Source organism: Olsenella uli, assembly GCF_901212675.1.
Lineage (GTDB): Bacteria > Actinomycetota > Coriobacteriia > Coriobacteriales > Atopobiaceae > Parolsenella > Parolsenella uli_B.
Map to the genome: position 1 here is coordinate 33,176 of NZ_CAAKOQ010000058.1, position 21,157 is coordinate 54,332.

21 protein-coding genes are annotated in these 21,157 nt (G+C 69.7%); 5 read left to right on the plus strand and 16 right to left on the minus strand.

The features are described 5' to 3' along the window. Positions 1–275: 275 nt before the first annotated feature. The 8 genes from EFAMC1_RS09615 to alaS form a co-directional block, all read right to left on the minus strand. Entirely contained in the window at positions 276–1,400 is a 1,125-nt protein-coding gene (locus tag EFAMC1_RS09615; RefSeq protein WP_154054053.1) for a M24 family metallopeptidase, read from the minus strand. Between the two features lie 236 nt (positions 1,401–1,636). Next, on the minus strand, positions 1,637–2,860 hold the full coding sequence (locus EFAMC1_RS09620) for a hypothetical protein (protein ID WP_154054054.1): 1,224 nt from the start codon (positions 2,858–2,860) through the stop codon (positions 1,637–1,639). Next, entirely contained in the window at positions 2,857–3,693 is an 837-nt protein-coding gene (locus tag EFAMC1_RS11385) for a shikimate kinase (protein ID WP_222838704.1), read from the minus strand. The genes EFAMC1_RS09620 and EFAMC1_RS11385 overlap by 4 nt, the downstream gene beginning before the upstream one ends. Before the next feature lie 431 nt (positions 3,694–4,124). Beyond that, positions 4,125–4,628 carry a prepilin peptidase gene (locus EFAMC1_RS09630; RefSeq protein ID WP_187324650.1) on the minus strand — a complete coding sequence of 168 codons (504 nt, stop codon included), beginning with the start codon at positions 4,626–4,628 and terminating at the stop codon, positions 4,125–4,127. A gap of 84 nt (positions 4,629–4,712) precedes the next feature. Beyond that, entirely contained in the window at positions 4,713–5,195 is a 483-nt protein-coding gene (locus tag EFAMC1_RS09635; RefSeq protein WP_154054056.1) for a YqeG family HAD IIIA-type phosphatase, read from the minus strand. Beyond that, a complete protein-coding gene (mltG, locus tag EFAMC1_RS09640) occupies positions 5,195–6,295 on the minus strand; it encodes an endolytic transglycosylase MltG (RefSeq protein ID WP_261981860.1) in 1,101 nt (366 codons plus the stop codon). Before mltG ends, EFAMC1_RS09635 begins: the two co-directional genes overlap by 1 nt. A gap of 203 nt (positions 6,296–6,498) precedes the next feature. Then, a complete protein-coding gene (gene ruvX, locus EFAMC1_RS09645) occupies positions 6,499–6,942 on the minus strand; it encodes a Holliday junction resolvase RuvX (protein WP_154054058.1) in 444 nt (147 codons plus the stop codon). A 9-nt stretch (positions 6,943–6,951) separates the two neighbouring features. Next, complete coding sequence (alaS, locus tag EFAMC1_RS09650) at positions 6,952–9,609, minus strand: alanine--tRNA ligase (protein ID WP_261981861.1); 2,658 nt, start codon at positions 9,607–9,609, stop codon at positions 6,952–6,954. A gap of 326 nt (positions 9,610–9,935) precedes the next feature. Between alaS and panB the strand changes: the two genes are divergently transcribed. The 4 genes from panB (at position 9,936) to panD (ending at position 13,100) form a co-directional block, all read left to right on the plus strand. Continuing rightward, on the plus strand, positions 9,936–10,778 hold the full coding sequence (gene panB, locus EFAMC1_RS09655; protein ID WP_154054059.1) for a 3-methyl-2-oxobutanoate hydroxymethyltransferase: 843 nt from the start codon (positions 9,936–9,938) through the stop codon (positions 10,776–10,778). Positions 10,779–10,780: 2 nt separating this feature from the next. Further along, a complete protein-coding gene (gene panC / locus EFAMC1_RS09660; RefSeq protein ID WP_154054060.1) occupies positions 10,781–11,635 on the plus strand; it encodes a pantoate--beta-alanine ligase in 855 nt (284 codons plus the stop codon). A 1-nt stretch (position 11,636) separates the two neighbouring features. Further along, positions 11,637–12,629 carry a Rossmann-like and DUF2520 domain-containing protein gene (locus tag EFAMC1_RS09665; protein ID WP_154054061.1) on the plus strand — a complete coding sequence of 331 codons (993 nt, stop codon included), beginning with the start codon at positions 11,637–11,639 and terminating at the stop codon, positions 12,627–12,629. An 81-nt stretch (positions 12,630–12,710) separates the two neighbouring features. Then, entirely contained in the window at positions 12,711–13,100 is a 390-nt protein-coding gene (gene panD / locus EFAMC1_RS09670; RefSeq protein WP_154054062.1) for an aspartate 1-decarboxylase, read from the plus strand. 87 nt (positions 13,101–13,187) lie between these two features. On the opposite strand, the gene EFAMC1_RS09675 is transcribed toward panD, so the two are convergent. From EFAMC1_RS09675 to EFAMC1_RS09710, 8 genes are all read right to left on the minus strand, one after another. After that, a complete protein-coding gene (locus EFAMC1_RS09675; protein WP_154054063.1) occupies positions 13,188–14,507 on the minus strand; it encodes an AI-2E family transporter in 1,320 nt (439 codons plus the stop codon). After that, complete coding sequence (locus tag EFAMC1_RS09680) at positions 14,504–15,496, minus strand: RNA polymerase sigma factor SigF (protein WP_154054064.1); 993 nt, start codon at positions 15,494–15,496, stop codon at positions 14,504–14,506. The genes EFAMC1_RS09675 and EFAMC1_RS09680 overlap by 4 nt, the downstream gene beginning before the upstream one ends. Continuing rightward, positions 15,489–15,869, minus strand: a complete 381-nt coding sequence (locus tag EFAMC1_RS09685) for an ATP-binding protein (RefSeq protein WP_261981862.1) — start codon at positions 15,867–15,869, stop codon at positions 15,489–15,491. The genes EFAMC1_RS09680 and EFAMC1_RS09685 overlap by 8 nt, the downstream gene beginning before the upstream one ends. A gap of 10 nt (positions 15,870–15,879) precedes the next feature. After that, positions 15,880–16,497: a DUF948 domain-containing protein gene (locus EFAMC1_RS09690; RefSeq protein ID WP_154054065.1), complete on the minus strand. Its 618-nt coding sequence runs from the start codon at positions 16,495–16,497 to the stop codon at positions 15,880–15,882. Between the two features lie 115 nt (positions 16,498–16,612). After that, on the minus strand, positions 16,613–18,025 hold the full coding sequence (locus EFAMC1_RS09695; RefSeq protein ID WP_154054066.1) for a replication-associated recombination protein A: 1,413 nt from the start codon (positions 18,023–18,025) through the stop codon (positions 16,613–16,615). A gap of 7 nt (positions 18,026–18,032) precedes the next feature. Further along, entirely contained in the window at positions 18,033–18,368 is a 336-nt protein-coding gene (locus EFAMC1_RS09700; protein WP_154054067.1) for a type II toxin-antitoxin system PemK/MazF family toxin, read from the minus strand. Then, positions 18,365–18,637 carry a hypothetical protein gene (locus EFAMC1_RS09705; protein ID WP_154054068.1) on the minus strand — a complete coding sequence of 91 codons (273 nt, stop codon included), beginning with the start codon at positions 18,635–18,637 and terminating at the stop codon, positions 18,365–18,367. The genes EFAMC1_RS09700 and EFAMC1_RS09705 overlap by 4 nt, the downstream gene beginning before the upstream one ends. 59 nt (positions 18,638–18,696) lie before the next feature. After that, entirely contained in the window at positions 18,697–20,022 is a 1,326-nt protein-coding gene (locus tag EFAMC1_RS09710; protein ID WP_154054069.1) for a deoxyguanosinetriphosphate triphosphohydrolase family protein, read from the minus strand. Between the two features lie 536 nt (positions 20,023–20,558). Between EFAMC1_RS09710 and EFAMC1_RS09715 the strand changes: the two genes are divergently transcribed. Further along, complete coding sequence (locus tag EFAMC1_RS09715) at positions 20,559–21,089, plus strand: dihydrofolate reductase (protein WP_261981863.1); 531 nt, start codon at positions 20,559–20,561, stop codon at positions 21,087–21,089. The last annotated feature ends 68 nt before the right edge of the window (positions 21,090–21,157 follow it).

The following is a 21,157-nucleotide window of genomic DNA, read 5'->3' on the forward strand; positions in this document are numbered from 1 at the left end:
GAGATTGTATATTCCGATATAGCAGCAGGTAATTGATGTGTCATACCAGTTGGCTTCCCGTCGCTGGCAAGCGATTCCCTACGGTTTACCTACCGTTTACCGATTAGTTCGTCCTTCTGTCGAAGAATCTTATGCAAAGGCTTCCCAGGCGTGGACATATGCATAAAAAGCCCGGGGCCATGCGTCTCGTACGCGGCCCCGGGCGCTGGGATCGGTGCATGCGGTGGGCCGGGCGGTCGTGCGGGCGTCCGCCCGGCGCGCGGCCTGAAGACGTGCTAGCAGGAAATGACCGTGAGCTCGTGGGGGCTCTCGGTGAAGGGCTCGTAGCCCTCCTCGGTCACGAGGCCGAAGTCCTCGAGGCGGATGCCGAACTTGCCCGGCAGGTAGATGCCCGGCTCGATGGTGATGACCGCGCCGGCGGGAATCGGGTCGAAGTTGCGTCGGTTGAAGTTGGGCTCCTCGTGGATCTCGATGCCCACGCCGTGGCCCAGACCGTGCTTGTAGCAGTCGCCGTAGCCGGCGTCGGAGATGACCTTGACCGAGTGGTCGTAGACGTCCTTGCCGATCGCGCCGGCCTTGGCCATGGCGGCGCACTCCTCGTGGGCCTGGCGCACGACGTCATAGACGTGGCACTGCTCGTCGGAGGGCTCGCCCAGGCACACGGTACGCGTCATGTCGGAGTGATAGTCGCTCACCACGCAGCCGTAGTCCATCACGATCATGTCGCCGCGCTGGACCTTGCGCGGGCCCGGCTGGGCGTGCGGGTTGGCGCCGTTGGGGCCGCTCGCGATGATCGTGCCGAATGACAGGCCGTCGCCGCCGTGGGAGAGCATGTAGTTCTCCAGCTCGGCGCGAATCTCCTGCTCGGTCTGGCCCGGCTTGATGTAGCCGCAGATGTGGCGGAAGGCAGCGTCGGTAACCTTCTGGGCGGCGCGCATGAGCGCGGCCTCCTCGGCGTCCTTGACGGCACGGAGTCTCACGAGGTCGCCGTGCAGGCGCGGGGTGAGCGCGGCCACGGAGTGGGCGGCGAGGCTCGCCTCGAAGGCGTCATAGAAGGCCAGCGTGGCGGTGTCCTCCACGGCCACCACGCGGGCATGCGCGTCGCGGACGTGCTCGGCGGCCCAGTCGGCGGGGTCGACGATGTCCTGGTCGATCTCCCAGGCGGTGTCGGTGCCGAGGTGCTCGATGAAGGTGTTGTAGTAGCGCGAGTCGGTGTGGAGGAAGAGGTGGTCGGCCGTCACGAGGGCTGTGTGGGCGACCTCGTCGTCGAAGGTGCGCTCGGCGCCGGTGAGCCAGCGCAGGTCGGGGTTGTTGCGCAGGATCACGGCGTCGTAGCCCCTCTCCCGCATGATGGAGCGCAGCCGCTCGACGCGCTCTGCGCAGGCCTTCTTGTCTGCCATGGTGTTCCTTTCTGTCGCAAACGCATTCAACATGCGAGCCGGTTGTGGCGTGGGGTGCTTGCACGGGGACTGCCTGGACGCTGCGCGCCTGCGGAAAAGTCCCCTTTAAGCACCCCACGCCACAACCGCTAACGGGGTTGCCTTGGTGCGGAAGCGAGGCGCTCCGGGCGGAGGAGGGCTGGCGGGCGCGGCTCGCGGAAGGGGCGCCGGGCTTCTCGAAGCGGGTTGGGGGGGGGTTAGGCGGTTGGCGATTGGTGGCGCTTGAGCTTGCGGCGGGCCTTGCACCAGGCCTTGAGGTGCTGGTAGAGGAGGTCGTCGGGGACGTTGGTGAGGCGGACGCGGCCGAAGTCGAGGGGCAGGGCGAGCATGAAGCGGTTGGAGCGCGAGAGCTCCTCGGCGCGCAGGGCCGCGAGCACGTCGTCGGCGTCGAGGTCGCAGGGCACCTCGGCGAGGCCGAACCTCTCGAGCAGGGCGTCCTGGGCAAACACGAGGTCGAGCAGGGCCTCGGCGTCCTTCTCCTGGTGCGCCACGGCGAGGCGCGCCGCGATGCGCAGGCCCTCCGCAAGCAGACGGCCCTCGCCGGGCGTGTCCTGCGAGCCGGCCGCGTCGAGGCAGCGGCCGATGGCGCGCGCGAAGCCCATGCCCAAGAGGAGCCCCTGGCGAACCGCGAGCGCCGTGGACGAGGCCACGCGGCAACGGCTCTTCGTGATGTCGAGCACCTCGTCGACGAGGGTGTCGGCGTCTTGGGCCACGATGCCGTCGGCGCGCACCGCGAGCTCGGAGAAGGTGGTCTCCCCCGCCGTCACGGCACCGGCCACCAGCACGGCACGGCCCATGAGCGTGCCGGGGTCGTCGGGCGCGTCGGGCAGGTTGGCCGGGTCGCACACGGCGAGGCGCACGACGCCCTTGGCAAGGAGCATCTCGGACGCGGCCGAGACGTCGAGCGCGCGCGGCGTCACCGTGACGTCGACCATGCCGTCGAGCGTCGTGGGGACCGCGGCGAGCACCGTACCCGCGCACCACGTGGACGCCACGAAGACGAGCGTGGAGATGAGGCCGGCGTCGCCCACGGCGACAATCGCGTCATCGGCCGTGATGCTGTGGCTGGCGAGGGCCTCGAAGACGCGTGTGGCCTCGTCGAGGTTCCGGGAGGCGCGACCGCCCGCAAGCTCGAGCTGGTGGAACTCGAACCCCGTGTCGATGAGCGAGCGGCGGACCTCCTCCACCACGTCCGCGGGTACGTCCGCGCTGTGGGCGACGAGCACGCGGCGCGGCTTTCCCACCACGCCGCGCAGCGCCTCGCCAAGCTGCGCGGTGGCGCCCACGCCCACGCGCATGTCGCAGACGCCCATGCGGGTCGCGAGCGACTGGCGGCGGACCACCACGGGCGGCACGTCGGGCGCAGGGGCCACGGCCTTCGTCTCGTCCACGGTCGCGGCCTCGGTCGTCTCCTCGCTCACAACAGTCCCCTCTCCCAGAGCAGGCCGCCCACCTCGTAGGCGACCTCCTCGAACGTCTTTCCGGAAATGCTCACGCGATAGTCGCACGCCTGCTCGTAGAGCGGCCGGCGATGCGCGTAGAGGGCGCGCGCATGCTCGCGGTCCCCCAGGTCGGGACGCTTGTCGGGCCGCCTGATCTGGCGCAGCGAGTCCTCGAGCGTGCCGTCGAGGTAGACCACCTTGCCCAGCTCGTGCATGATGCGCGCGTTCTCGGGCCGCTCGATGATGCCGCCGCCGCAGCTCACGAGCAGGCTGCGGCGCTCGGCAAGGCCACGCAACGCCTGGGTCTCGGCATCGCGAAAGGCCTGCTCGCCCTGGGTGGCGAAGATGCGGGCCACGCTGGCGTGCAGCTCGCGCTCGACCATGCGGTCCACGTCGACGAAGCTCCTATGGAACATGTTGCCGAGGTTGCGCGCCACCGTGGTCTTGCCCGCGCCGAGAAAGCCGATGAAGAAGACGTGGTCGCAGCCGCGACGGCCCGTGAGGATGCTCGCAGGCTTGGTCGGCGCCGTGGCCTGGCGCTGCGGCGCGGGCGTGCGTGAGCCGGTTCCATGCGGGACGCCGCCGGGCCGGGTCGAGGTCGTGGCCCTGGGCGGCGCCGAATGGGTGCCGGACTGGTGGTGGCGCGGGTGCGCGTGCGCCTGGCGCGAGAACTCGGCGGCCCTGGGCCCGGCCCCCTTATGCTCGACAGGGTCGGCCGAGCCGTGCGGCGCCCCCTGCGAGCTGCGAGCTGGCCCCTGCGCCTGCGCGCCCGGGCCCGCCGTATGGCGAGAGCGACCTCTGTGCCTGCCCATGGGACCACCTCCAAACGTCATCGAATCGCGGCGGGCGCCGCGGCCTGCCGGGCAGCCCGCTCACATCCTAACGATTCTAACAAGGTGCACCCTGCCGGGGGTCGACAGTCAGCCGGCGGCGGGCGGCATTTCGGGTGAGATGGGCGGCAGACCGCGCCTTGGCGTCCCGAACGATTCGGATGTGGGCGGCCGAGTGCCCATTACAGTTCGGATTGCCCCGCATCTGCTGCCAGCCCCTTCATCGAAGGTACCGGTTTCCCCAGTTACGATGCGAGAATCGTCCTCGTAACTGGGGAAACCGGTACCCTCGAGCGCAGCCCGTCAGGGCGGGCAGGAGGAGCGCAGCCCGTCCCGGCGGGCAGGAGGAGCGCAGCCGTCAGGGCGGGCGGACGGAGCGCGGCGAGGGGAACCGGCCTTCCACTTGACACGGACTATGGAGACATCCTCAACAGGCCAAACAAGGCGGGAGCGACGCAGGCAAGCGCAAACGCGGCCGTGAGCCAGGGTCCCATCGCAAAGGCGCGCTGCCCGCGCACGAGGGCGACCATGGCACCCGCAAGGCAGGCGGCGCAGATTGCCGGCAGAGCGAGCCAGCCAAGCCAGCACGCCCAGGCGGCGCAGAGCTTCACGTCTCCCATGCCCACGCCCGGCCTGCCAAACATGCGTCGCACGAGCAGCTCGCCCGCGCCACCCACCACGAGCGCGCATGCGCCGGCAATGACGCACGACACGGGAGCCGGGAGCGACGACGCGAGCGTCGCCTCGACGGGAAGCGCGGCCACGGCGGCAGGCATCCACGCGCGCAGGGCCTGCAGGGCAAGCCCCGCGCAGGCAACGCACAGGCACGACCCGTTGGGGATGATGCGGCTTCGGGCGTCACTCACCGACGCGAGGAGCGACGCCGCGAGGGCCACGAGCAACAGCAACGCCGACACCACCCTTCCGCCGCAGCGCACGGCGCCTCGACAACCCGGGAAACGGCCCCCGCAGCCGAGAGGCGTCGCGCCCCTGCCCGAAGCCTACCTGGCGCCGATGAGGCGCTCCACCACCCGGAAGATGTGCGTGTACCAGAGGTCGGCGGTACTCTGCGGCTCCACCAGCACGGTACGCACGCCGGCGAGGTTACCGGCCATGACATCGGTGAACACCTGGTCGCCCACGAGCACGGCCTCGCCCGCCGACACGCCCATGAGCGCGAGGGCGCGCCGCACGGCAAAGGGCGCCGGCTTCATGGCGTGGTGCACCACCTCGCAGCCAAGCGCCGCCGCCGACGCCTCAACCTCGCGTGAGTGGAAGTTGTTCGAGACCATGCAGGTCGAGATGCCAGCCGCGCGCACGGCGTCGAGCCAGGCGAGCACCTCGGCGGGGGCCTCGCCGGTGTCGCGCGGCACCACCGTGTTGTCGCGGTCGAGCAGCACGCAGCGCACGCCCGCGGCCTCGAGCGACGCGACGGAGATGTCGGTTATGGCGCGCTCGCGGCGCGTCGGCGTGATGAGCCCCATCAGCGGTTCTGCTCGATCGCCTGGAGGTGCTCGTCGTAGGTCGCCGAGAACCACTCGTCGCTCTGCGTGATGTAGAAGTAGAGGTAGTCGGTGTCGGCGGGGTCCATGACGGCCTTGATAGAGGCCAGCGACGGCGAGCAGATGGGCGTGGGCGTGAGTCCCCGGTTGAGGTAGGTGTTGTAAGGGCTCTCCTTCTTGAGGTCATCGGCCGTGACGTTTCCGCCGGTGACGTAGCCCATCGTGGCGTCACTCTGCAGCATCATGCCGGCCTTGAGGCGATTGTAGAAGGTGCTCGCCACCTTGGGGCGCTGCCCGTCGGTGACGGCCTCGCGCTCCACGATGGAGGCCAGCGTGAGCAGGTCGTAGTCGCTCATGTCGATGCCGTAGCGGTCCTTGATGGTCTGCTCGGCACCGGCGAGGTCAAGCGAGGAGACGTCGGAGGCGTACTGGTTGAGCATGGCGCGGATGACGTCGTCGGCCGTGGCGCTGCCCATGGAGGAGAAGTCGTAGGTCTTGGGGAAGAGGAACCCCTCGAGCGAGTCGTTCTGGGCGCCCGACAGGAAGGGGTAGTCCCGCACGTAGTTGGACGCCTTGGCCTGCGCCTCGAAGTCGGTGGCGGAGATTCCCAGCGCCTGCTCGACAAGCGCGGCCGTCTGGGTCACGGTGAGCCCCTCGGGGACGGTGAGCTTGCCTGCCGTGGAGTTGGGCCCGCTCTCGAGCTGGTCGATGATGTCGTCGATGCTCTGGCCCACGGTGAAGACGTACGCGCCGCTCTTGAGCGCCGACTCGACGCGCTGCTTCTGCACCTCGGTCACGAAGTCTGACGTGTTGGCGATGAGCCCCGCGCTCTTGAGCGCGCTCGCGATGGCGTTGGCACCCGAGCCATCTGCGATGGAGACCTCCACCTGGATGCCCTGGTTGGGCAGGCTTGCCTGGTCGGAGGCGGTGCCCGTAAGCAGGCGCGGAAGGAGGAGGACGGCCAGCACGGCGAGGATGGCCACGCCGACGATGGCCCCCAGGATGGGCCCCTTGCTGGAGTGGCCGCCGCGCGAGGCCTGGACGCGCTGGGCACGGGTGCGCGGGGTGGCGAGGCTCTGCATGGAGACGGCGTCCCTCGCGTGCGAGCGACGGGGAGCCTGGGCGGCGGCCTTCGCGGCGCCTCTGGGCGAGCCGACCCGGGGCATAGCACCCCGCGGGGCAGCCGGACGTGCGCCGGCAGACGGCGAGACCCGCGGGGGGACACCAGGCTGGGCGGCATGGCGGGCGGAGAAGTGCGAGCCCCTCCCATGACGTGGTGCGTCGCTCATGCCGTGCCCTCCCCCTCGCCAGTCGCGTCGCTTGCGCGCGCGTCGAGCCATGCCTGCAGGAAGAGCGACGCGGCGACCATGTCGACCTTGCCGCGCATGTCGCGCTCCCGCAGGCCCTCCTCACGAAGGATACGCTTGGCCTCGGCGCTGGAGAGTCGCTCGTCGGCGAACTCCAGGGGAAGACCGCAGTCGGCGGCGATCTGGCGCGCCTGCCCCATGAGCCGCTCGGCCTGGGGGCCGTCCTCGCCCGCGAGCGTCTGCGGGCGCCCGCACACGAGCACGTCGGGCTCGTAGTCCTCGAGGATGCGCCGGAAGGTGCGGGCGTGGCCCAGCACCTCGGCCGCGGGCAGCACCTTGACGGGGCTGGCCACGCGACCGGAGGCGTCGCTCACGGCCACGCCCACGCGAACGCTCCCTATGTCGAGCGCAAGGGCCCTCACCCGCGGCGCCTAGGCGAGCAGGTCGCGCGCGGCGGCCAGTGCGGCGTCGATGCCGGAGGCGTCCTTGCCGCCGGCCTGGGCCATGTTGGGACGGCCACCGCCCTTGCCGCCCACGTGGCCAGCGGCGGCACGCACGACATCTCCGGCCTTGAAGCCGGCCTTCACGGCCTCGTCGGTGCCGGCGGCGAGCATCGCCACCTTGCCCTCGGGTGTGGCCGTGGCGAGCACGCAGGCCACCGGACCGGCGACCTTGTCGCGGATGGTGTCCCAGACGCTGCGGAGGTCTGCGGCCTCCATGCCGTCGAGGCGGGCGACGACGGCCTTGTAGCCGCCGAGGTCGATCGCGGAGTCAATGGCGTCGGCCACGCCGCCGGCAGCGCCGCCGGTGAGGGCGGCCTTGAGCTTCTGCTCGGTCTCGCGCTGCTCGGCCTTGAGGTTGGCGATGCGCTCGGCGCTGTCCTCCGGACGGCACTTGAGCTCGGTGGCCACCGCGTCGAGCGCACCCAGGCGCTCGTCGAGCCAGGCGAGGGCGCCCAGGCTCGTCACGGCCTCGATGCGGCGCACGTTGGAGCCCGTGGAGGACTCGGACACGATCTTGAAGAGGCCCAGCTCGGCGGTGTTGTGGGCGTGCGTGCCACCGCAGAGCTCGCGGCTGAAGGGCTTGTCCTCGGTGCCGCAGGAGACCACGCGCACGACGTCGCCGTACTTCTCGCCAAAGAGGGCCACGGCGCCGGAGGCCTTGGCCTCGTCGATGCCCATGACGGCCGTCACGACCGGCTTGGCCGCGAAGATCTCGACGTTCACGATGTCCTCGACCTCGTCGAGCTGCTCGGCCGTGAGGGCCTCGAAGTGCGTGAAGTCGAAGCGCAGGCGCTCGTCATCGAGCAGCGACCCAGCCTGCTGCACGTGGTCGCCCAGGACCTCCTTGAGCGCGGCGTCAAGCAGGTGCGTGGCCGTGTGGTTCCTGCGGATGAGCTCGCGGCGGTGCGCGTCGATGGCGGCGACGACCACGTCGCCCACCGAGAGGGCACCCTTGGCGACGGTGGCGTGGTGGGCGTAGAGGCCGTTCTTGGCCTTGGTGTCGCTCACCTCGAGGGAGACGTCGCCGTTGGCGATGGTGCCGGTGTCGCCCACCTGGCCGCCCATCTCGGCGTAGAACGGCGTGCGGTCGAGCACGACGTCGACCTCCTCGCCGACCTCGGCGCGCTCGACCGACTCGCCGTCGCGGACGATGGCGAGCACGTGAGCGTCGTCGACGGCGTTCTCGTCGTAGCCGCAGAACTCGGTGGCGGCCAGCTTGTCGGAGAGGGCCACCCACACGTCGTTGAAGCTGCCCCAGGCGTCACCCTCGGCAGCGGCGCGCGCACGGCTCTTCTGCTCGTCCATGCAGCGCTCGAAGCCCGCCATGTCGACCTCGTGGCCCGCCGCGCCCGCGATCTCGACCGTGAGGTCGATGGGGAAGCCGTAGGTGTCGTGCAGCGTGAAGGCGCGCTCGCCGTCGAGCACCGCGCCCGCCTCGAGCGAGGCCAGGGCGTCGTCGAGGTAGCTGCGACCGGTCTCGAGCGTGGCGCCGAAGCGCTCCTCCTCGGCGGACACGATGCCCTTGACCAGGGCGACCTTCTCGAGGAGCTCGGGGTAGGCGTCGCCCATGAGGCGGTTGACCTCGTCGATGAACTGGTTGAGGAAGGGCTTGTCGATGCCGAGCAGCCGTCCGTGGAAGACCGCGCGGCGCAGCAGGCGGCGCAGCACGTAGCCGCGGCCCTCGTTGCCGGGCAGCACGCCGTCGGCGATGAGGAAGTCGACCGCGCGGGCGGCGTCGGCGATGATGCGCAGGCTCACGCTCGGGCCCTCGTAGCTGGTGCGGCCATACTTCTTGCCGCTTATCCTCTCGCCCAGCGAGATGAGGCCCTGCATGAGGTCGCCGTCGTAGTTGGAGCTCGCGTGCTGCATGATGGCGGCCATGCGCTCGAGGCCCATGCCCGTGTCGAGGTTGCGGTGTGGCAGCTCCGGCATGGAGCCGTCCTCCTGGCGGTCGAACTGCGTGAACACGAGGTTCCAGAACTCGAGGTAGCGGTCACAGTCGCAGCCCGGGGCGCACGTGGGCTTGCCGCAGCCGAACTCCTCGCCCTGGTCGTAGTAGATCTCGGAGCAGGGGCCGCACGGGCCGGTGGGGCCAGCCGCCCAGAAGTTGTCGTCCTCGCCGAGGCGGCTGATGTGGTCCTCGGCCACACCGAGCGAGCGCCACACGTCGTGGGTCTCGTCATCGTCGGTGAAGACGGTGAAGTAGAGGCGCTCGACGGGGAGCTTGAAGACCTTGGTGATGAGCTCGAAGGCCCAGGTGCAGGCCTGCTGCTTGGAGACGCCGCCAAAGGAGAAGTCGCCGAGCATCTCGAAGAACGAGAGATGGCGGCCGTCAAGGCCGATGGCGTCGATGTCGTTGGTGCGCACGCACTTCTGGCAGCTGCAGGCGCCGATGGACTCCATCGTCTTCTTGCCCTGGTAGTACTGCTTGAACTGGTTCATGCCGGCGTTGGCGAGCAGAAGCGACGGGTCGTCGGGCACGAGGCTGGAGCTGGGGAAGAGCTTGAGCCCGCGCCCCTCGAAGAAGTCGAGGAACGCCGAGCGGATCTCGGCGGTGGTCATGGACGGAAAGTCAGCGGCGCTCATAGGTCTCCCCTGCGACTCGGGTCTAGTGACGGCTCTCTGCGGCGCAGCCCGGCGCATGTCCGGGCACGCTCCTGAACAAGCTTCGAAATTATAGCGCTCGCGCATGCCGCGCCCGGCGAGAAGGCGTCGGGCACCCAAATTGATAGGCAGATGCTGGCATTTTTTGCGGGCCACCGCGCGCTGCGCCTGGCCGGGCCGCACCCGGGGTTCGGGCCCCCGATGTGGAGCCGGCGTTTTCTCGTGGCGCGGGCGGCCGCCGCGCGTAGAATGATGCCGCATTTCCCAGAACCGACCCGTAATGAGACGGGCGGGATGAAAGGACGCATATGGCACGCAACACGGTGCTCTCGCTGGCCAAGAAGGTCGGCGAGGGCCACAGGGTGACCATGGTCACCAGCTACGACTACACCATGGCGACTTTGGTGGAGGAGTCGGGCATCGACATGATCCTCGTGGGCGACTCGCTGGGCATGACCATGCTCGGCTACGAGGACACCATCCCGGTGACCCTTGACGACATGGTCCACCACACCCGCGCGGTGACGCGGGCGACCCACGACACCTTCGTCGTGGGAGACCTCCCCTTCGGAACGTACCAGGCCTCGCCCGAGCAGGCCCTCTCAAGCGCCACGCGCCTCATGAAGGAGGGCCGCTGCCAGGCGGTGAAGCTCGAGGGCGGCACCCGCGTCGAGGCGCAGATTCGTGCCATCGTGAACGCCGGCATCCCCGTCGTGGGTCACATCGGCATGACCCCGCAGTCCTCCAACGCCTTCGGCGGCTTCAAGGTTCAGGGCAAGACCGTCGAGGCGGCCCGTCGCCTCGTCGACGACGCGCTCGCCGTCGAGCGCGCGGGCGCCTTCGCCGTCGTGCTCGAGTGCGTGCCGAGCGATCTCGCCGCCTATGTGACCGAGCGCCTCACCTCCTGCCTCACGATCGGCATCGGCGCCGGCGCCGACTGCGACGGCCAGGTCCTCGTGTGCCAGGACCTCCTCGGCATGACCACCGGCGGCTTCAAGCCCAGGTTCGTCCGCAACTTCGCCCAGGTGGGACAGGTCATCCGCGACGCCTATCACGACTATGCGGCCGCGGTCGAGGACGGGAGCTTCCCCGCGGCGGAGAACGGGTTCAAGATCGATGCGTCCGTCATGGACGAGATCAGGGAGGGCTAGCCATGCAGACGGCAACGACGAAGGCCGAGGTACGTGCCCAGGTCAAGGCGTGGAGGCGCGAGGGCCTCACGGTGGGGCTCGTCCCCACGATGGGATACCTGCACGAGGGGCACAAGAGCCTCATCGTGCGCGCGGCGTCCGAGAACGACCGCGTGGTGGTGTCGGACTTCGTGAACCCCACGCAGTTCGGCGCGGGCGAGGACCTCGAGAGCTACCCGCGCGACTTCGGGCGTGACTGCGCCCTGTGTGAGGAGGCGGGCGCGGCGCTCGTGTTCCACCCGGACCCCTCCGAGATGTACGCGCCGAACGCCTGCACCTACGTGAACATGGACGCCCTCACCCACGAGCTCTGCGGCCTCTCGCGTCCCATCCACTTCCGCGGCGTCTGCACCGTGGTCTCCAAGCTCTTCAACATCGTCACGCCCGACCGCGCCTACTTCGGTCAGAAGGACGCCCAGCAGCTCTCCGTCATCCGTCGCATGGTGCGCGACCTCGACTTTGACGTGAAGGTCGTGGGCTGCCCCATCGTGCGCGAGGCCGACGGGCTGGCCAAGAGCTCGCGTAACACCTACCTCTCCGCCGAGGAGCGCACCGCGGCCCTGTGCCTGTCGCGCGCCATCTTCGCCGGCCAGAGGATGGTGGAGGAGGGCGAGCGCGAGGCCGAGCCCGTGCTTTCGCGCATGCGCGAGATCATCGAGGCAGAGCCACTGGCCCGCATCGACTACGTGAAGATGGTCGACCTCGACGACATCGTGCAGGTCAAGCGCATCGAGAGGCGCCCCGTGCTCTGCGCCATCGCCGTCTACGTGGGCAAGACCCGCCTCATCGACAACTTCGTCTTCGACCCTGCGGCCTAGCGTGGGCGAGACGCGACAGGACGCGCACCCGCTCAGGGTCGCCTTCGTCGGCGCCGGCAAGGTGGGCTGCTCGCTCGCCCGCTTCCTTGCCGGCGCTCGCGCCGGGGACGTGGGCTCGGCAGAGGGGGGCCAGCCCACGGGCGCCCCCGGGCGCGGCGCGGCCACACGCTCGGGGGCGCCCGTGGGCTCCCCCGCCTCCGACCCTGCCCCCTGCGAGGTGGTCGGCTTCTTCAGCAGGACGCCCGAACACGCGCTCGAGGCGGCCGAGTTCGCGGGCGGCGTGGCGTTTGGCTCCGCCGCCGACGCGGCATGTGCCGCGGACGTCCTCGTCGTCACCACCCCCGACGCACAGATCGCCCCGGCCTGGGAGCGAGTCGCCGACGCGGCGCGGGCAGGCGAGCTCTCGCTTGCGGGCAAGGTCGTGGCGCACTGCTCCGGAGCGCTTCCCGCGAGCGTGCTCACGGGGGCGCACGGGCTCGGGGCACGGGCCTGCTCGGTCCACCCGCTCTATGCCGTGAGCTCGCGCTTCGGATGCTGGCAGGAGCTCGCCCACACCTGGTTCTCGCTCGAGGGCGACGAGGGGGCCTGCGCCCTAATGGAGCGCCTCCTGGCCGCGCGGGGCGCCAGGTGCGGACGCGTGCGCTCGGAGGAGAAGGCACGCTACCACGCGGCCGCGGTCATGGCCTCTAACCTCGTGGCGGGCCTCTACGCGCGCGCCGCGGCGGAGCTCGAGCGCGCCGGCTGGCCCACCGGGCAGGCCGAGGCCGCGCTCGCCCCGCTCTTCGAGGGCAACGCGCGCCACGTCGCCCGAGACGGCGTCGCCCGCGCGCTCACCGGGCCCGCCGCCCGCGGCGACGAGGGCACCATCGCCAGGCACCTCGACGTGCTCGAGGGAAGCGACCGCGAAATCTATCGCCTGCTCACCGACGCGGTGAGGCAGGTGGCACGGCGGGGCCGCGACCAGGCGGACCCATCCGGACGCGAAGACAGCTGAGGGGCCGCATCCGGGCGGCCCGCACGATATGCCGCCGGCGGGCAACCGCAGGCGGCCCACACACGACAAGGAGCCGAAGCCATGCTTCTCACGATGCTCAAGGGCAAGATCCACCGCGCCACGGTCACCCAGGCCGAGGTCGACTACGTGGGCTCGATCACCATCGACCAGACCCTCATGGACGCCGCGGGCATCCATGAGTACGAGCGCGTCCAGGTAGCCGACGTCGAGCGCGGCACCCGCCTGGAGACCTACGTGATCTCGGGCGAGGCCGACAGCGGCATCATCTGCCTGAACGGCGCCGCCGCACACCTCGTGGACGTGGGCGACAAGGTCATCATCATGTGCTATGCCCAGATGGACGAGGTGGAGGCGCGCTCCTCCAAGCCGCGCGTGGTATTCGTGGACAGCGAGAACCGCATCGCCAGGCTCACCCGCTACGAGCGCCACGGCAGGCTCGAGGACCTGTAGGCCGCCCCGGGGCCCTCAAGGACCTGTCGGGCGTGCGGACCCCTCCGGAAATCCACTCTCTCGAGACTCGCGAGGCACCCGCACCGCCTATTTGCCCCGCCTGTGGCCCAGCCGCTCCCGCACGCGCCTGGCAAGCGGCTCGTGCCGGGACTCGGGCTTGGCGTCCGGCGCCACGTCACGCACCTCGTCTGCCGCGATGAGGCGCGTGCTCGCCGGGAACCGCTCGTCGTCGACCGCGTCGACGGAGGGTGCCGGCGTGCCATCGGCGTGGTGGTAGGGCGTGCCCCGAAAGAACGCCCCATCGAAGCTCACGAGCTGGCGGCCGGTGCGGCTCTCGAAGTAGTAGATGAACACGCCCTTGACGGCCGCCGTGAGCGGGATGGCGAACGCCATGCCCAGGGCACCGCCCAGGCTCGCGCCCACCGTGATCCCGATGAGGCTCATGGCGGGGTGGATGCGCACGGCCGAGCGCATGACGAGTGGGCTCACGAGATTGTCGGTCACGTTCTGGGCCACGACGCAGAGCACGAGCGTCCAGAGCGCCATGACCGGGCTCGTGAACAGCGCGATGAGCGTGGCGAGCGCCGCCGAGCACATGGGGCCCACGACGGGGATGAAGTGCAGGATGGACGTGAGGATGGCCATGAGGCCCGCGTAGGGGTGGCGCACCACCGTGAGGCACACGAAGATGAGCACGCCGTTCACCACCGAGGTCACCACCACGCCGCTCATGTAGCCGCCCATCGAGCGACTGAGCACCGTGAGCAGAAGCGCGAGGTCGTCGGCGTGGCGCGGGCCCACGATGACGCCGAGCTCGCGGAAGATGACCGGGTAGTCCTTGGCGAACCAGTAGGCCATGACGAGGCCGAGGAAGAACATCACGACACCGTTGGCGAAGCCCATGATGTTGGGGATGATGCCGCCGGAGAGCAGGGAGGCGAGGTCTCCCGCCATGCGGCTGCCTACGCTGGAGAGTCCCTCGACGAGGCCCTGCGCAGAGGCCTGGATCTGCGACGAGCCACCGCCGCCGTAGGAGTCAACGAGCCCCTTCACCATGGACTGGAGCTGCCCCAGGTAGCCGGGGATGCGGCCCAGCAGCTGCACGAGCTGGTCGAAGAAGAACGGGAGCAGCCACAGAAGGACGCCCGCCCCCACCGCCACCACGACGGCGAGCGAGACGAGCGCCCCGAGTGCCCGTCCCACGCCGAGGCGCTCGAGGCGGTTGGTGATGGCGCTCATGATAAAGCCCACGATGGCGCCGACGAGCACGCTCTCGAGCGCGGCGCCCACCATGCCGAGCGCGCGCACGCAGATCACGAAGACGGCCACGCAGCCCACGACAGCCCAGGCACGGACGGCCACCAGGCGCGCCCGTTCGTAGTCGTGCCTGCCGGCCTGCCCGCTCATGACATGAGCCCCTCGGGGTCGATCTTGTCCTGGACCTTCTTGAGCGTGCGACGCAGGAGGCGACTCACCTGCACCTGGGAGACGCTGAGACGCTTGGCGATCTCGACCTGCGTGAGGCCCTCAACGAAGCGCATGCGGATGACCTCGCGCTCGCGCGGCGAAAAGTCGCGGATGGTGTCCTCGATGATCATACGGTCGTCGGAGGCGGCAAGGTTCTCGTCGACGCTCGCGTAGCGGTCGATGATGGCGGGGGCGTCCTCCTCGTCGGAGCTGCCGGCCTCGAGCGGCACCGAGCTGTAGGCGCCCGACGACTCCATGGCCTCGAGCACCTCGTCCACCGAGACGCCCAGCTTGGCGGCGACCTCCTCGGTCGAGGGCGAGCGCTGGAGCTCCTTGGTGAGGTCGTCGGTGGCCTGGTTGACCTTGGCCGAGAGCTCCTGCAGACGCCTCGGCACGCGGATGGACCAGCCCTTGTCGCGGAAGTGGCGCTTGATCTCGCCCAGGATGGTGGGCGTGGCGTAGGTGGTGAACTCGAGGCCGCGGGACGGGTCGAAGCGGTCGATGGCCTTGATGAGGCCGATCGTGCCCACCTGGATGAGGTCGTCGAGCGGCTCTCCCCTGTTCTTGAACTTGCTGGCGAGGAAGCGCACGAGGTTGAGGTGGCTCATGATGAGCTCGTCGCGCGCGGCCTCGTCGCCCTTGTCCTTGTAGAGCGAGAAGAGCTCGCGCGTGCGGGCCTTGTCCCAGGCGAGCTTGCCCTTGGGCGTGGCCGGGAGGTCGCGCGTGGCACGGGCTGCCGCACGGGCGGCGGCGCGGGCCTCGGCGGCGGCGTCGCGGGTCGGGGCGGCGGCAGTCGCGGTGCCCGAGGCCTGCTCGGCCGGGGTCTGGGTGGTCTGGTCCGCAGGTGCCGGACCCTTGGCCGCGGGGACCGGGGCGGGAGCGCCCTGGGCCTCGGCGGGGTGTGCGTCTTGTCTGTCGCTCTTAGGCATCAAGGGCACCCGCGCTCTTCCTGAGCCTGAGGAGGCCCGCCTCGCGGTCGGTCACGCACTCGTCGCACACGGCCGTGAGGATGAGCTCGGCGTAGGTCGACGTCCGGTCGTCCGCGGCAAGCTCGGCCTGGCCAAGCGAGAACTCCAGCCTGAGCGAGCCGTCCTCCACGCCAAAGCGCACGAGGCAGGCGTCGGGCCTGGTGGCGCAGCACCACACGAAGCCCTCCTCGGCCGCCATGCGCACGTCCTCCACGTCCTCGACGGAGAGGCCCGCGAGGACGGCGAGGTTGGCCGCGAGCATGCGCACCGAGCGCGCGTAGCTGGGCTCGGCGGGAACGCTCAGCTCGACTGTCTGCATATTCTGGTCTGCCATGCCTTCCCTCCTACTGCTCGTTGCCATCGGTCGTGCCCGCGTCGGCGGGCGCGGGCGTGTCTGCCGTGTCGTCGGCGACCGCGCCCGTGGTGGGGTAGGTGAAGTAGCCGGCGTCGCCCGTCACCCGCTCGACCACTGGGTCACCCTCGCGCGGCTCGCCCTGCTCGGCGGGCGCCTCGAGGTGCGCCGGCTCCTTGTCGCCGCCGGCGATCTTGGCTGAGGCCACGCCCGAGACCTTGCCGGCGACCTTCGCGGCAACCCCGGCGACGCCCGAGGCCACGGCGTCGGCCGCGCCCGAGACGGCTGCGGAGGCGCGCGCGCCCGTGCCGGTCACGGTGTTGACGTCGGAGAGGATGCCCTCGAGGCGGACGAGGTCAACGTTCACGAGGTCGACCGTGGTGGAGGCCTTCTCGAGGATGGGCTCGACCTGCTTGGTGGCGGGCCCCAGCTCGTCGACGGCGCCGTCGAGCTTGGCGATGACCGGACGCACCTCGCCGATCGTGTCGTTCACCGAGTCGGTGAGCTCGGCCACGCTCTGGCGCGTGCGACGCAGCACGAGCGCGAGCTCGACCACGGCCCAGATGCCAGCCACGACCAGCACGATGAGGGCAATCGTCAACGGTTCCATCGTTTTCCTCCTCCTTGTGACAGCTGTCTTTCAGACGTCTTGTCACGGGCGGCCCCGCCTTGCGGGCCTCGTTAACCTACGAAACGTGCGAGAAGCGCTTGCATGTGGGCCTATTCTACCCATCCACGTCTGGCTGGGACCCCTCGTGGGCGCTCGCCGCGCCCTCCCCGGGGTCGGGCACGGGTAAGGCACCGGGGGCTCCGGAGCGCTCGGCGCCCACCACCTCGACGCGCCAGGCCTCCCAGCCGCGCGGGCTCGCCTTCCAGAAGGCACCGCGCTCGAGCCCGTCGGGCAGGTACCGCTGCGGCACCCACCCGGCCGGGTAGTCGTGCGGATAGAGGTAGGGGCCGTAGGAGTCAGAGCCGGGACGGTGGCGGTCGCGCAGGTGGTTGGGGACGTCCCTGCGCGGGCCCTTGCGCACCTCGGCGAGCGCTGCGTCGATGGAGGCCTCCGCGGCGTTGGACTTGGGCGCGAGCGCCAGGTACTCGGCCGCCTGCGCCAGGTTGATGCGGCACTCGGGGTAGCCGATGACCTCGGCCGCCTTGAACGCCGCCTCGGCCACGAGGATGGCCTGCGGGTCGGCGTTGCCGATGTCCTCCGAGGCGCAGATGAGGATGCGCCGTGCGATGAACTTGGGGTCCTCGCCCGCGTCGATCATGCGGGCGAGCCAGTAGACGGCGGCGTCCGGGTCGCTGCCGCGCATCGACTTGATGAAGGCCGAGATGATGTCGTAGTGCATGTCGCCCGACTTGTCGTAGGGCAGGCCGTGGCGGGGGTTCGCCTCGAGGACGTTGTCGCGCGTGATGGGAAGCGGCGCCGCCGGCGTGGGCCGCTGGGCACCCTCGCCCACCGGCAGCGCCATCTGGCTCGCGAGCTCCAGCGTGGTGAGCGCGGAGCGGGCGTCGCCGCCGGCAAGCTGCACGATCTCTGCCAGGGCGTCGTCGTCCAGGGTGAAGGCGCCGGCGAGGCCGTGCTCGTCGCGCACGGCGCGGCGCACGAGCTCGGCCACCGAGACGTCGTCGAGCGGCTCCAGCTCCACCACGCGCGAGCGGCTGATAAGCGCCGAGTTAACCTCGAAGTAGGGGTTCTCGGTGGTGGCACCGATGAGGATGACGATGCGGTCCTCCACGGCATGGAGCAGCGCGTCTTGCTGCGAGCGGCTGAAGCGGTGGATCTCGTCCACGAAGAGGATGGTGCGCGCACCGCGCGTCATGAGCCGGCTCTCCGCGGCGTCGATCTCGCGGCGCAGGTCCTTGACGGTGCCCGTGATGGCCGAAACCTCCACGAACTCCGCGTGCGTGGTGTTGGCGATGATGCGCGCGAGCGTGGTCTTGCCCGTACCGGCCGGGCCGTAGAGGATGACGCTCGAGAGCACGTCGTGCTCGATGGCGCGACGCAGCCACGAGTCCGGGCCCACCGCCTGCTCCTGGCCCACGTACTCGGCCAGCGTCTGCGGCCGCATCCGCACTGCCAGAGGCGCGTTCATGTTGCGCTTGAAGCGCTCGACTTCTGTGAAGAGGGTATCCATGGCCTCGCTAAATCTCGAAAATGGCGCCCATACCGTCAAGGACGCGGGACATCGTCGCCTCATCAAGCTGGCCATCGAGCTTGACGGCGCCCCTGCGCTCAGCGTCAATTGCCCTCAGCTGCTCGAGGCAGACGCAGCCACTCACCACATTGCCCTCGGCAATCTCGACATGCAGGGGATGGCCGTTCACCGTCGATGTGATGGGACACACCACAGTGAGACTTGAGAGAACATTGTTGAAGAGCCCGACTGAAACGACGAGCGCGGGGCGACGCTTGCGCGGCTCATGGCCCAACGTGGGGTCAAAGCTCGCCTCGATGATGTCGCCCTGCTCGAGAATCACTCGACCACCTCAGAGCCAAGGTCGGAGGACGTGGGCTCCCCGCCCACCTTGCAGCCCGTCCAGCCTGCCGCAAACTCCTCCAACGTGAGCTTTGCGCTGCGAGAGTAGCGACGCCGCGGCTGATTGAACGTGAGGACGATGGCGGACCTCGCGGGATCGACCTCTACGGACGCATGGGCCCCCACGGTCAGCCCCAAAGCACTCACCGCGTCGGCGGGAACCCTAACCCCCTTGCTGTTGCCCCACTTGGAGAGCGTCGTCTGCATCATATGCCACGCCTTCCCTCGAACGCCGTCCACTATGGCTCGAAAATACCGCCCGCTTTGACTCATAGTATATACGCGGATATCCAATCTTTGCGAGCGCATGCAGAGGCATCGTTGTTCCCGGCCCCGCAGCAAAACATGGCGCACCCGCCCCTCTTAGCAGAAGTACCCCCGCGGCGGAAGACGCCCGTGGACTCGGGGAAGAGGCTCTGGGCCAGCGCCACGAAGTAGTCGTCGGTCATGGACGAGATGTAGTCCACCACGGTGAGGTCGAGGTCGTTCTGCCAGTCGTACGTGCGCTCGTAGTAGCCAAGCGCGCGCTCGACGTCCACGATGTGGTGGCGGAAGATCGGGCTGGACTCGTCGCCCGCCTCGAGGTCTGCCAGCATGCGCTCGTAGACGCGGCGGAAGAGCTCGGCCACCTCGCCCGCAAGCTCACCGTTCATCTCGCTTGCGTGGTAGATCTTCTCGTAGTTCTCGTGCTTGGCGCGGCGCATCTCCGCGAAGGCCGCCTCACTCATCTCGACGCGATCGCGCCCGAAGCTGTGCTCCACCACGTCCGAGATGAAGGCGCCGAGCGCCCAGGAGTTGTAGGCGCCGCCCAGCCCGTCGTCGAACGCGTCCGGGCTCACGAGGCCGGCGAGGATGGCGTCCTGGCGGTCCTTGCCCACGTAGGCGATGATGTCCGAGACGCGCACGACACAGCCCTCGAGCGTCATGGGACGCAGGTGCCCGATGGCCACGTCTCCCTTGTCCCAGCAGCGGCCCACGATGCCGTCGAACTCGTCGAAGCTGGCGAGGCCACTTGTCTCGAACACCCGACGCTCGCACTCGCCGTTGTGGCAGATCACGCCGTCGAGCGTCTGCAGGGCGAGGTTGCGGCCGTAGAGCACGTCGAGCACGCGCACGCTCTGCACGTTGTGGAAGAACCAGCGGCCCGTGCGCTCGTGGAACACGTCGTTCAGGAAGCGCTCGCCGGCATGGCCGAAGGGCGTGTGGCCGATGTCGTGGCCAAGGGCGATGGCCTCGATGAGGTCGAGGTTGAGCCCGAGCGAGAGGCCGATGTCCCTCGCCACGCGACTCACGAGCTGCACGTGGAGGCCGCGGCGCGAGATGTCGTCGTTGGCGCGCAGGGAGAAGACCTGCGTCTTGCCGGCGAGGCGGTTGTAGGCCGGCAGGTGGATGATCTTCTCGGAGTCGCGCACGAAGGCCGGGCGCCAGGCGGTGTCGCGGTCACGCTCGGTGTCGAGCCGGCGGATGGCGGCGGCGTTGGGCGTGGCATAGGGGCTGAGGTGCCCGTTGGCGCGCTGGTCCAGCACGGCGGCGGCCACCTTAGGCGAGAGGCCCTCGCGAAGCTCGGGCGCGCGGCGGTTGACCTTGTCTGACATGGCTCCTCCATATCCGGGAGCCGAGGCCGATGGCAGGCACGAGGCCGGGGCCATCGCCGGGCTTCCCTCGTCTTCTTTGAACCCACTGTACCCGCCTTACCGGACAAGAAATCGGGATGGTTTCTGGGGCCGGGCGAGGGGGCTGCGGGCGCGGTCGAAGCGGAGGGGCCGCAGGCGCGGTCGTAGCTGGACGGGATGGGCCGAGGGTGTGGCCGGCCGGGGCGAGGAGGTTCTCGGGCATGAAGGAGGAGAGGCCTATGGCCGACCAACCGGGTCGAGGCCCCACGTGGGCCGGAGAGCATGGCGACGTTCTGGAGCAAGGAGGTTCTCGGGCAAGTCGAGGCCGGCGGCATCGCCGAAAGGGTGGGTTGACCAGCTTGGGGCGCATCGTCTATCCTTTCTTGCGAAGTGCCCGCCTTCCAGCCGGGCAACCCGCGCCCCATCCAAGGCGGCAGTCACCCTTGCCAACCGCCAGCCTGGCCTGCGACTGCCCGAGCCGAGCCCGCCGCAACCCACGCCCCCACCCAAGGAGTCCCATGACCACCAAGCCCCTCCCCAACCTGTTCGCCATCGTCGCCGCCTGCGACGACTGGGGCATCGGCAGAGACGGCGGCATGTTGGTCGAGAACCACGCCGACATGCGCCACTTCGTGGCCGAGACCACGGGCCACACGGTGCTCATGGGCCGTCGCACGCTTGAGAGCTTCCCGGGCGGGCGGCCGCTCAAGAACCGCCGCAACGTGGTGGTGACGCACGACCGCTCGTTTGCGCGGGATGGCGTCGAGGTTGCGCCCAGCCTCGACGAGGCACATGGGCTCGTCTCGGGAGACGACGAGGTGTGGGTCATCGGCGGCGGGCAGGTCTATCGCGAGCTCGTGCCCCTGTGCTCCCGCGCCGTGGTGACGCACAACCACTGCGTGCGGCCCGCGGACACCTTCTTTCCCAACCTTGCCGACGACCCCGCGTGGCGCGTCCTCGAGCGCCGCGACCGCGACGGCGAGGGCAGGCCGCTCGTGACCCCCGGGGGCATCCCGTTCGAGTTCGTCACCTACGAGCAGCGAGCGTAGGCGGCACGCAGGCCATCTACCGGGGAAATCCCGAATGTCGTCTTCGCACTTTTGAGTTGTGAACGGTT

Bases quoted from the DNA above. Each gene is read 5' to 3' on its own strand.
- EFAMC1_RS09615 (WP_154054053.1), bottom strand. From the start codon at position 1,400: ATGGCAGACAAGAAGGCCTGCGCAGAGCGCGTCGAGCGGCTGCGCTCC.
- EFAMC1_RS11385 (WP_222838704.1), bottom strand. From the start codon at position 3,693: ATGGGCAGGCACAGAGGTCGCTCTCGCCATACGGCGGGCCCGGGCGCG.
- EFAMC1_RS09635 (WP_154054056.1), bottom strand. From the start codon at position 5,195: ATGGGGCTCATCACGCCGACGCGCCGCGAGCGCGCCATAACCGACATC.
- mltG (WP_261981860.1), bottom strand. From the start codon at position 6,295: ATGCAGAGCCTCGCCACCCCGCGCACCCGTGCCCAGCGCGTCCAGGCC.
- alaS (WP_261981861.1), bottom strand. From the start codon at position 9,609: ATGAGCGCCGCTGACTTTCCGTCCATGACCACCGCCGAGATCCGCTCG.
- panB (WP_154054059.1), top strand. From the start codon at position 9,936: ATGGCACGCAACACGGTGCTCTCGCTGGCCAAGAAGGTCGGCGAGGGC.
- panC (WP_154054060.1), top strand. From the start codon at position 10,781: ATGCAGACGGCAACGACGAAGGCCGAGGTACGTGCCCAGGTCAAGGCG.
- panD (WP_154054062.1), top strand. From the start codon at position 12,711: ATGCTTCTCACGATGCTCAAGGGCAAGATCCACCGCGCCACGGTCACC.
- EFAMC1_RS09675 (WP_154054063.1), bottom strand. From the start codon at position 14,507: ATGAGCGGGCAGGCCGGCAGGCACGACTACGAACGGGCGCGCCTGGTG.
- EFAMC1_RS09680 (WP_154054064.1), bottom strand. From the start codon at position 15,496: ATGCCTAAGAGCGACAGACAAGACGCACACCCCGCCGAGGCCCAGGGC.
- EFAMC1_RS09685 (WP_261981862.1), bottom strand. From the start codon at position 15,869: ATGGCAGACCAGAATATGCAGACAGTCGAGCTGAGCGTTCCCGCCGAG.
- EFAMC1_RS09690 (WP_154054065.1), bottom strand. From the start codon at position 16,497: ATGGAACCGTTGACGATTGCCCTCATCGTGCTGGTCGTGGCTGGCATC.
- EFAMC1_RS09695 (WP_154054066.1), bottom strand. From the start codon at position 18,025: ATGGATACCCTCTTCACAGAAGTCGAGCGCTTCAAGCGCAACATGAAC.
- EFAMC1_RS09705 (WP_154054068.1), bottom strand. From the start codon at position 18,637: ATGATGCAGACGACGCTCTCCAAGTGGGGCAACAGCAAGGGGGTTAGG.
- EFAMC1_RS09710 (WP_154054069.1), bottom strand. From the start codon at position 20,022: ATGTCAGACAAGGTCAACCGCCGCGCGCCCGAGCTTCGCGAGGGCCTC.
- EFAMC1_RS09715 (WP_261981863.1), top strand. From the start codon at position 20,559: ATGACCACCAAGCCCCTCCCCAACCTGTTCGCCATCGTCGCCGCCTGC.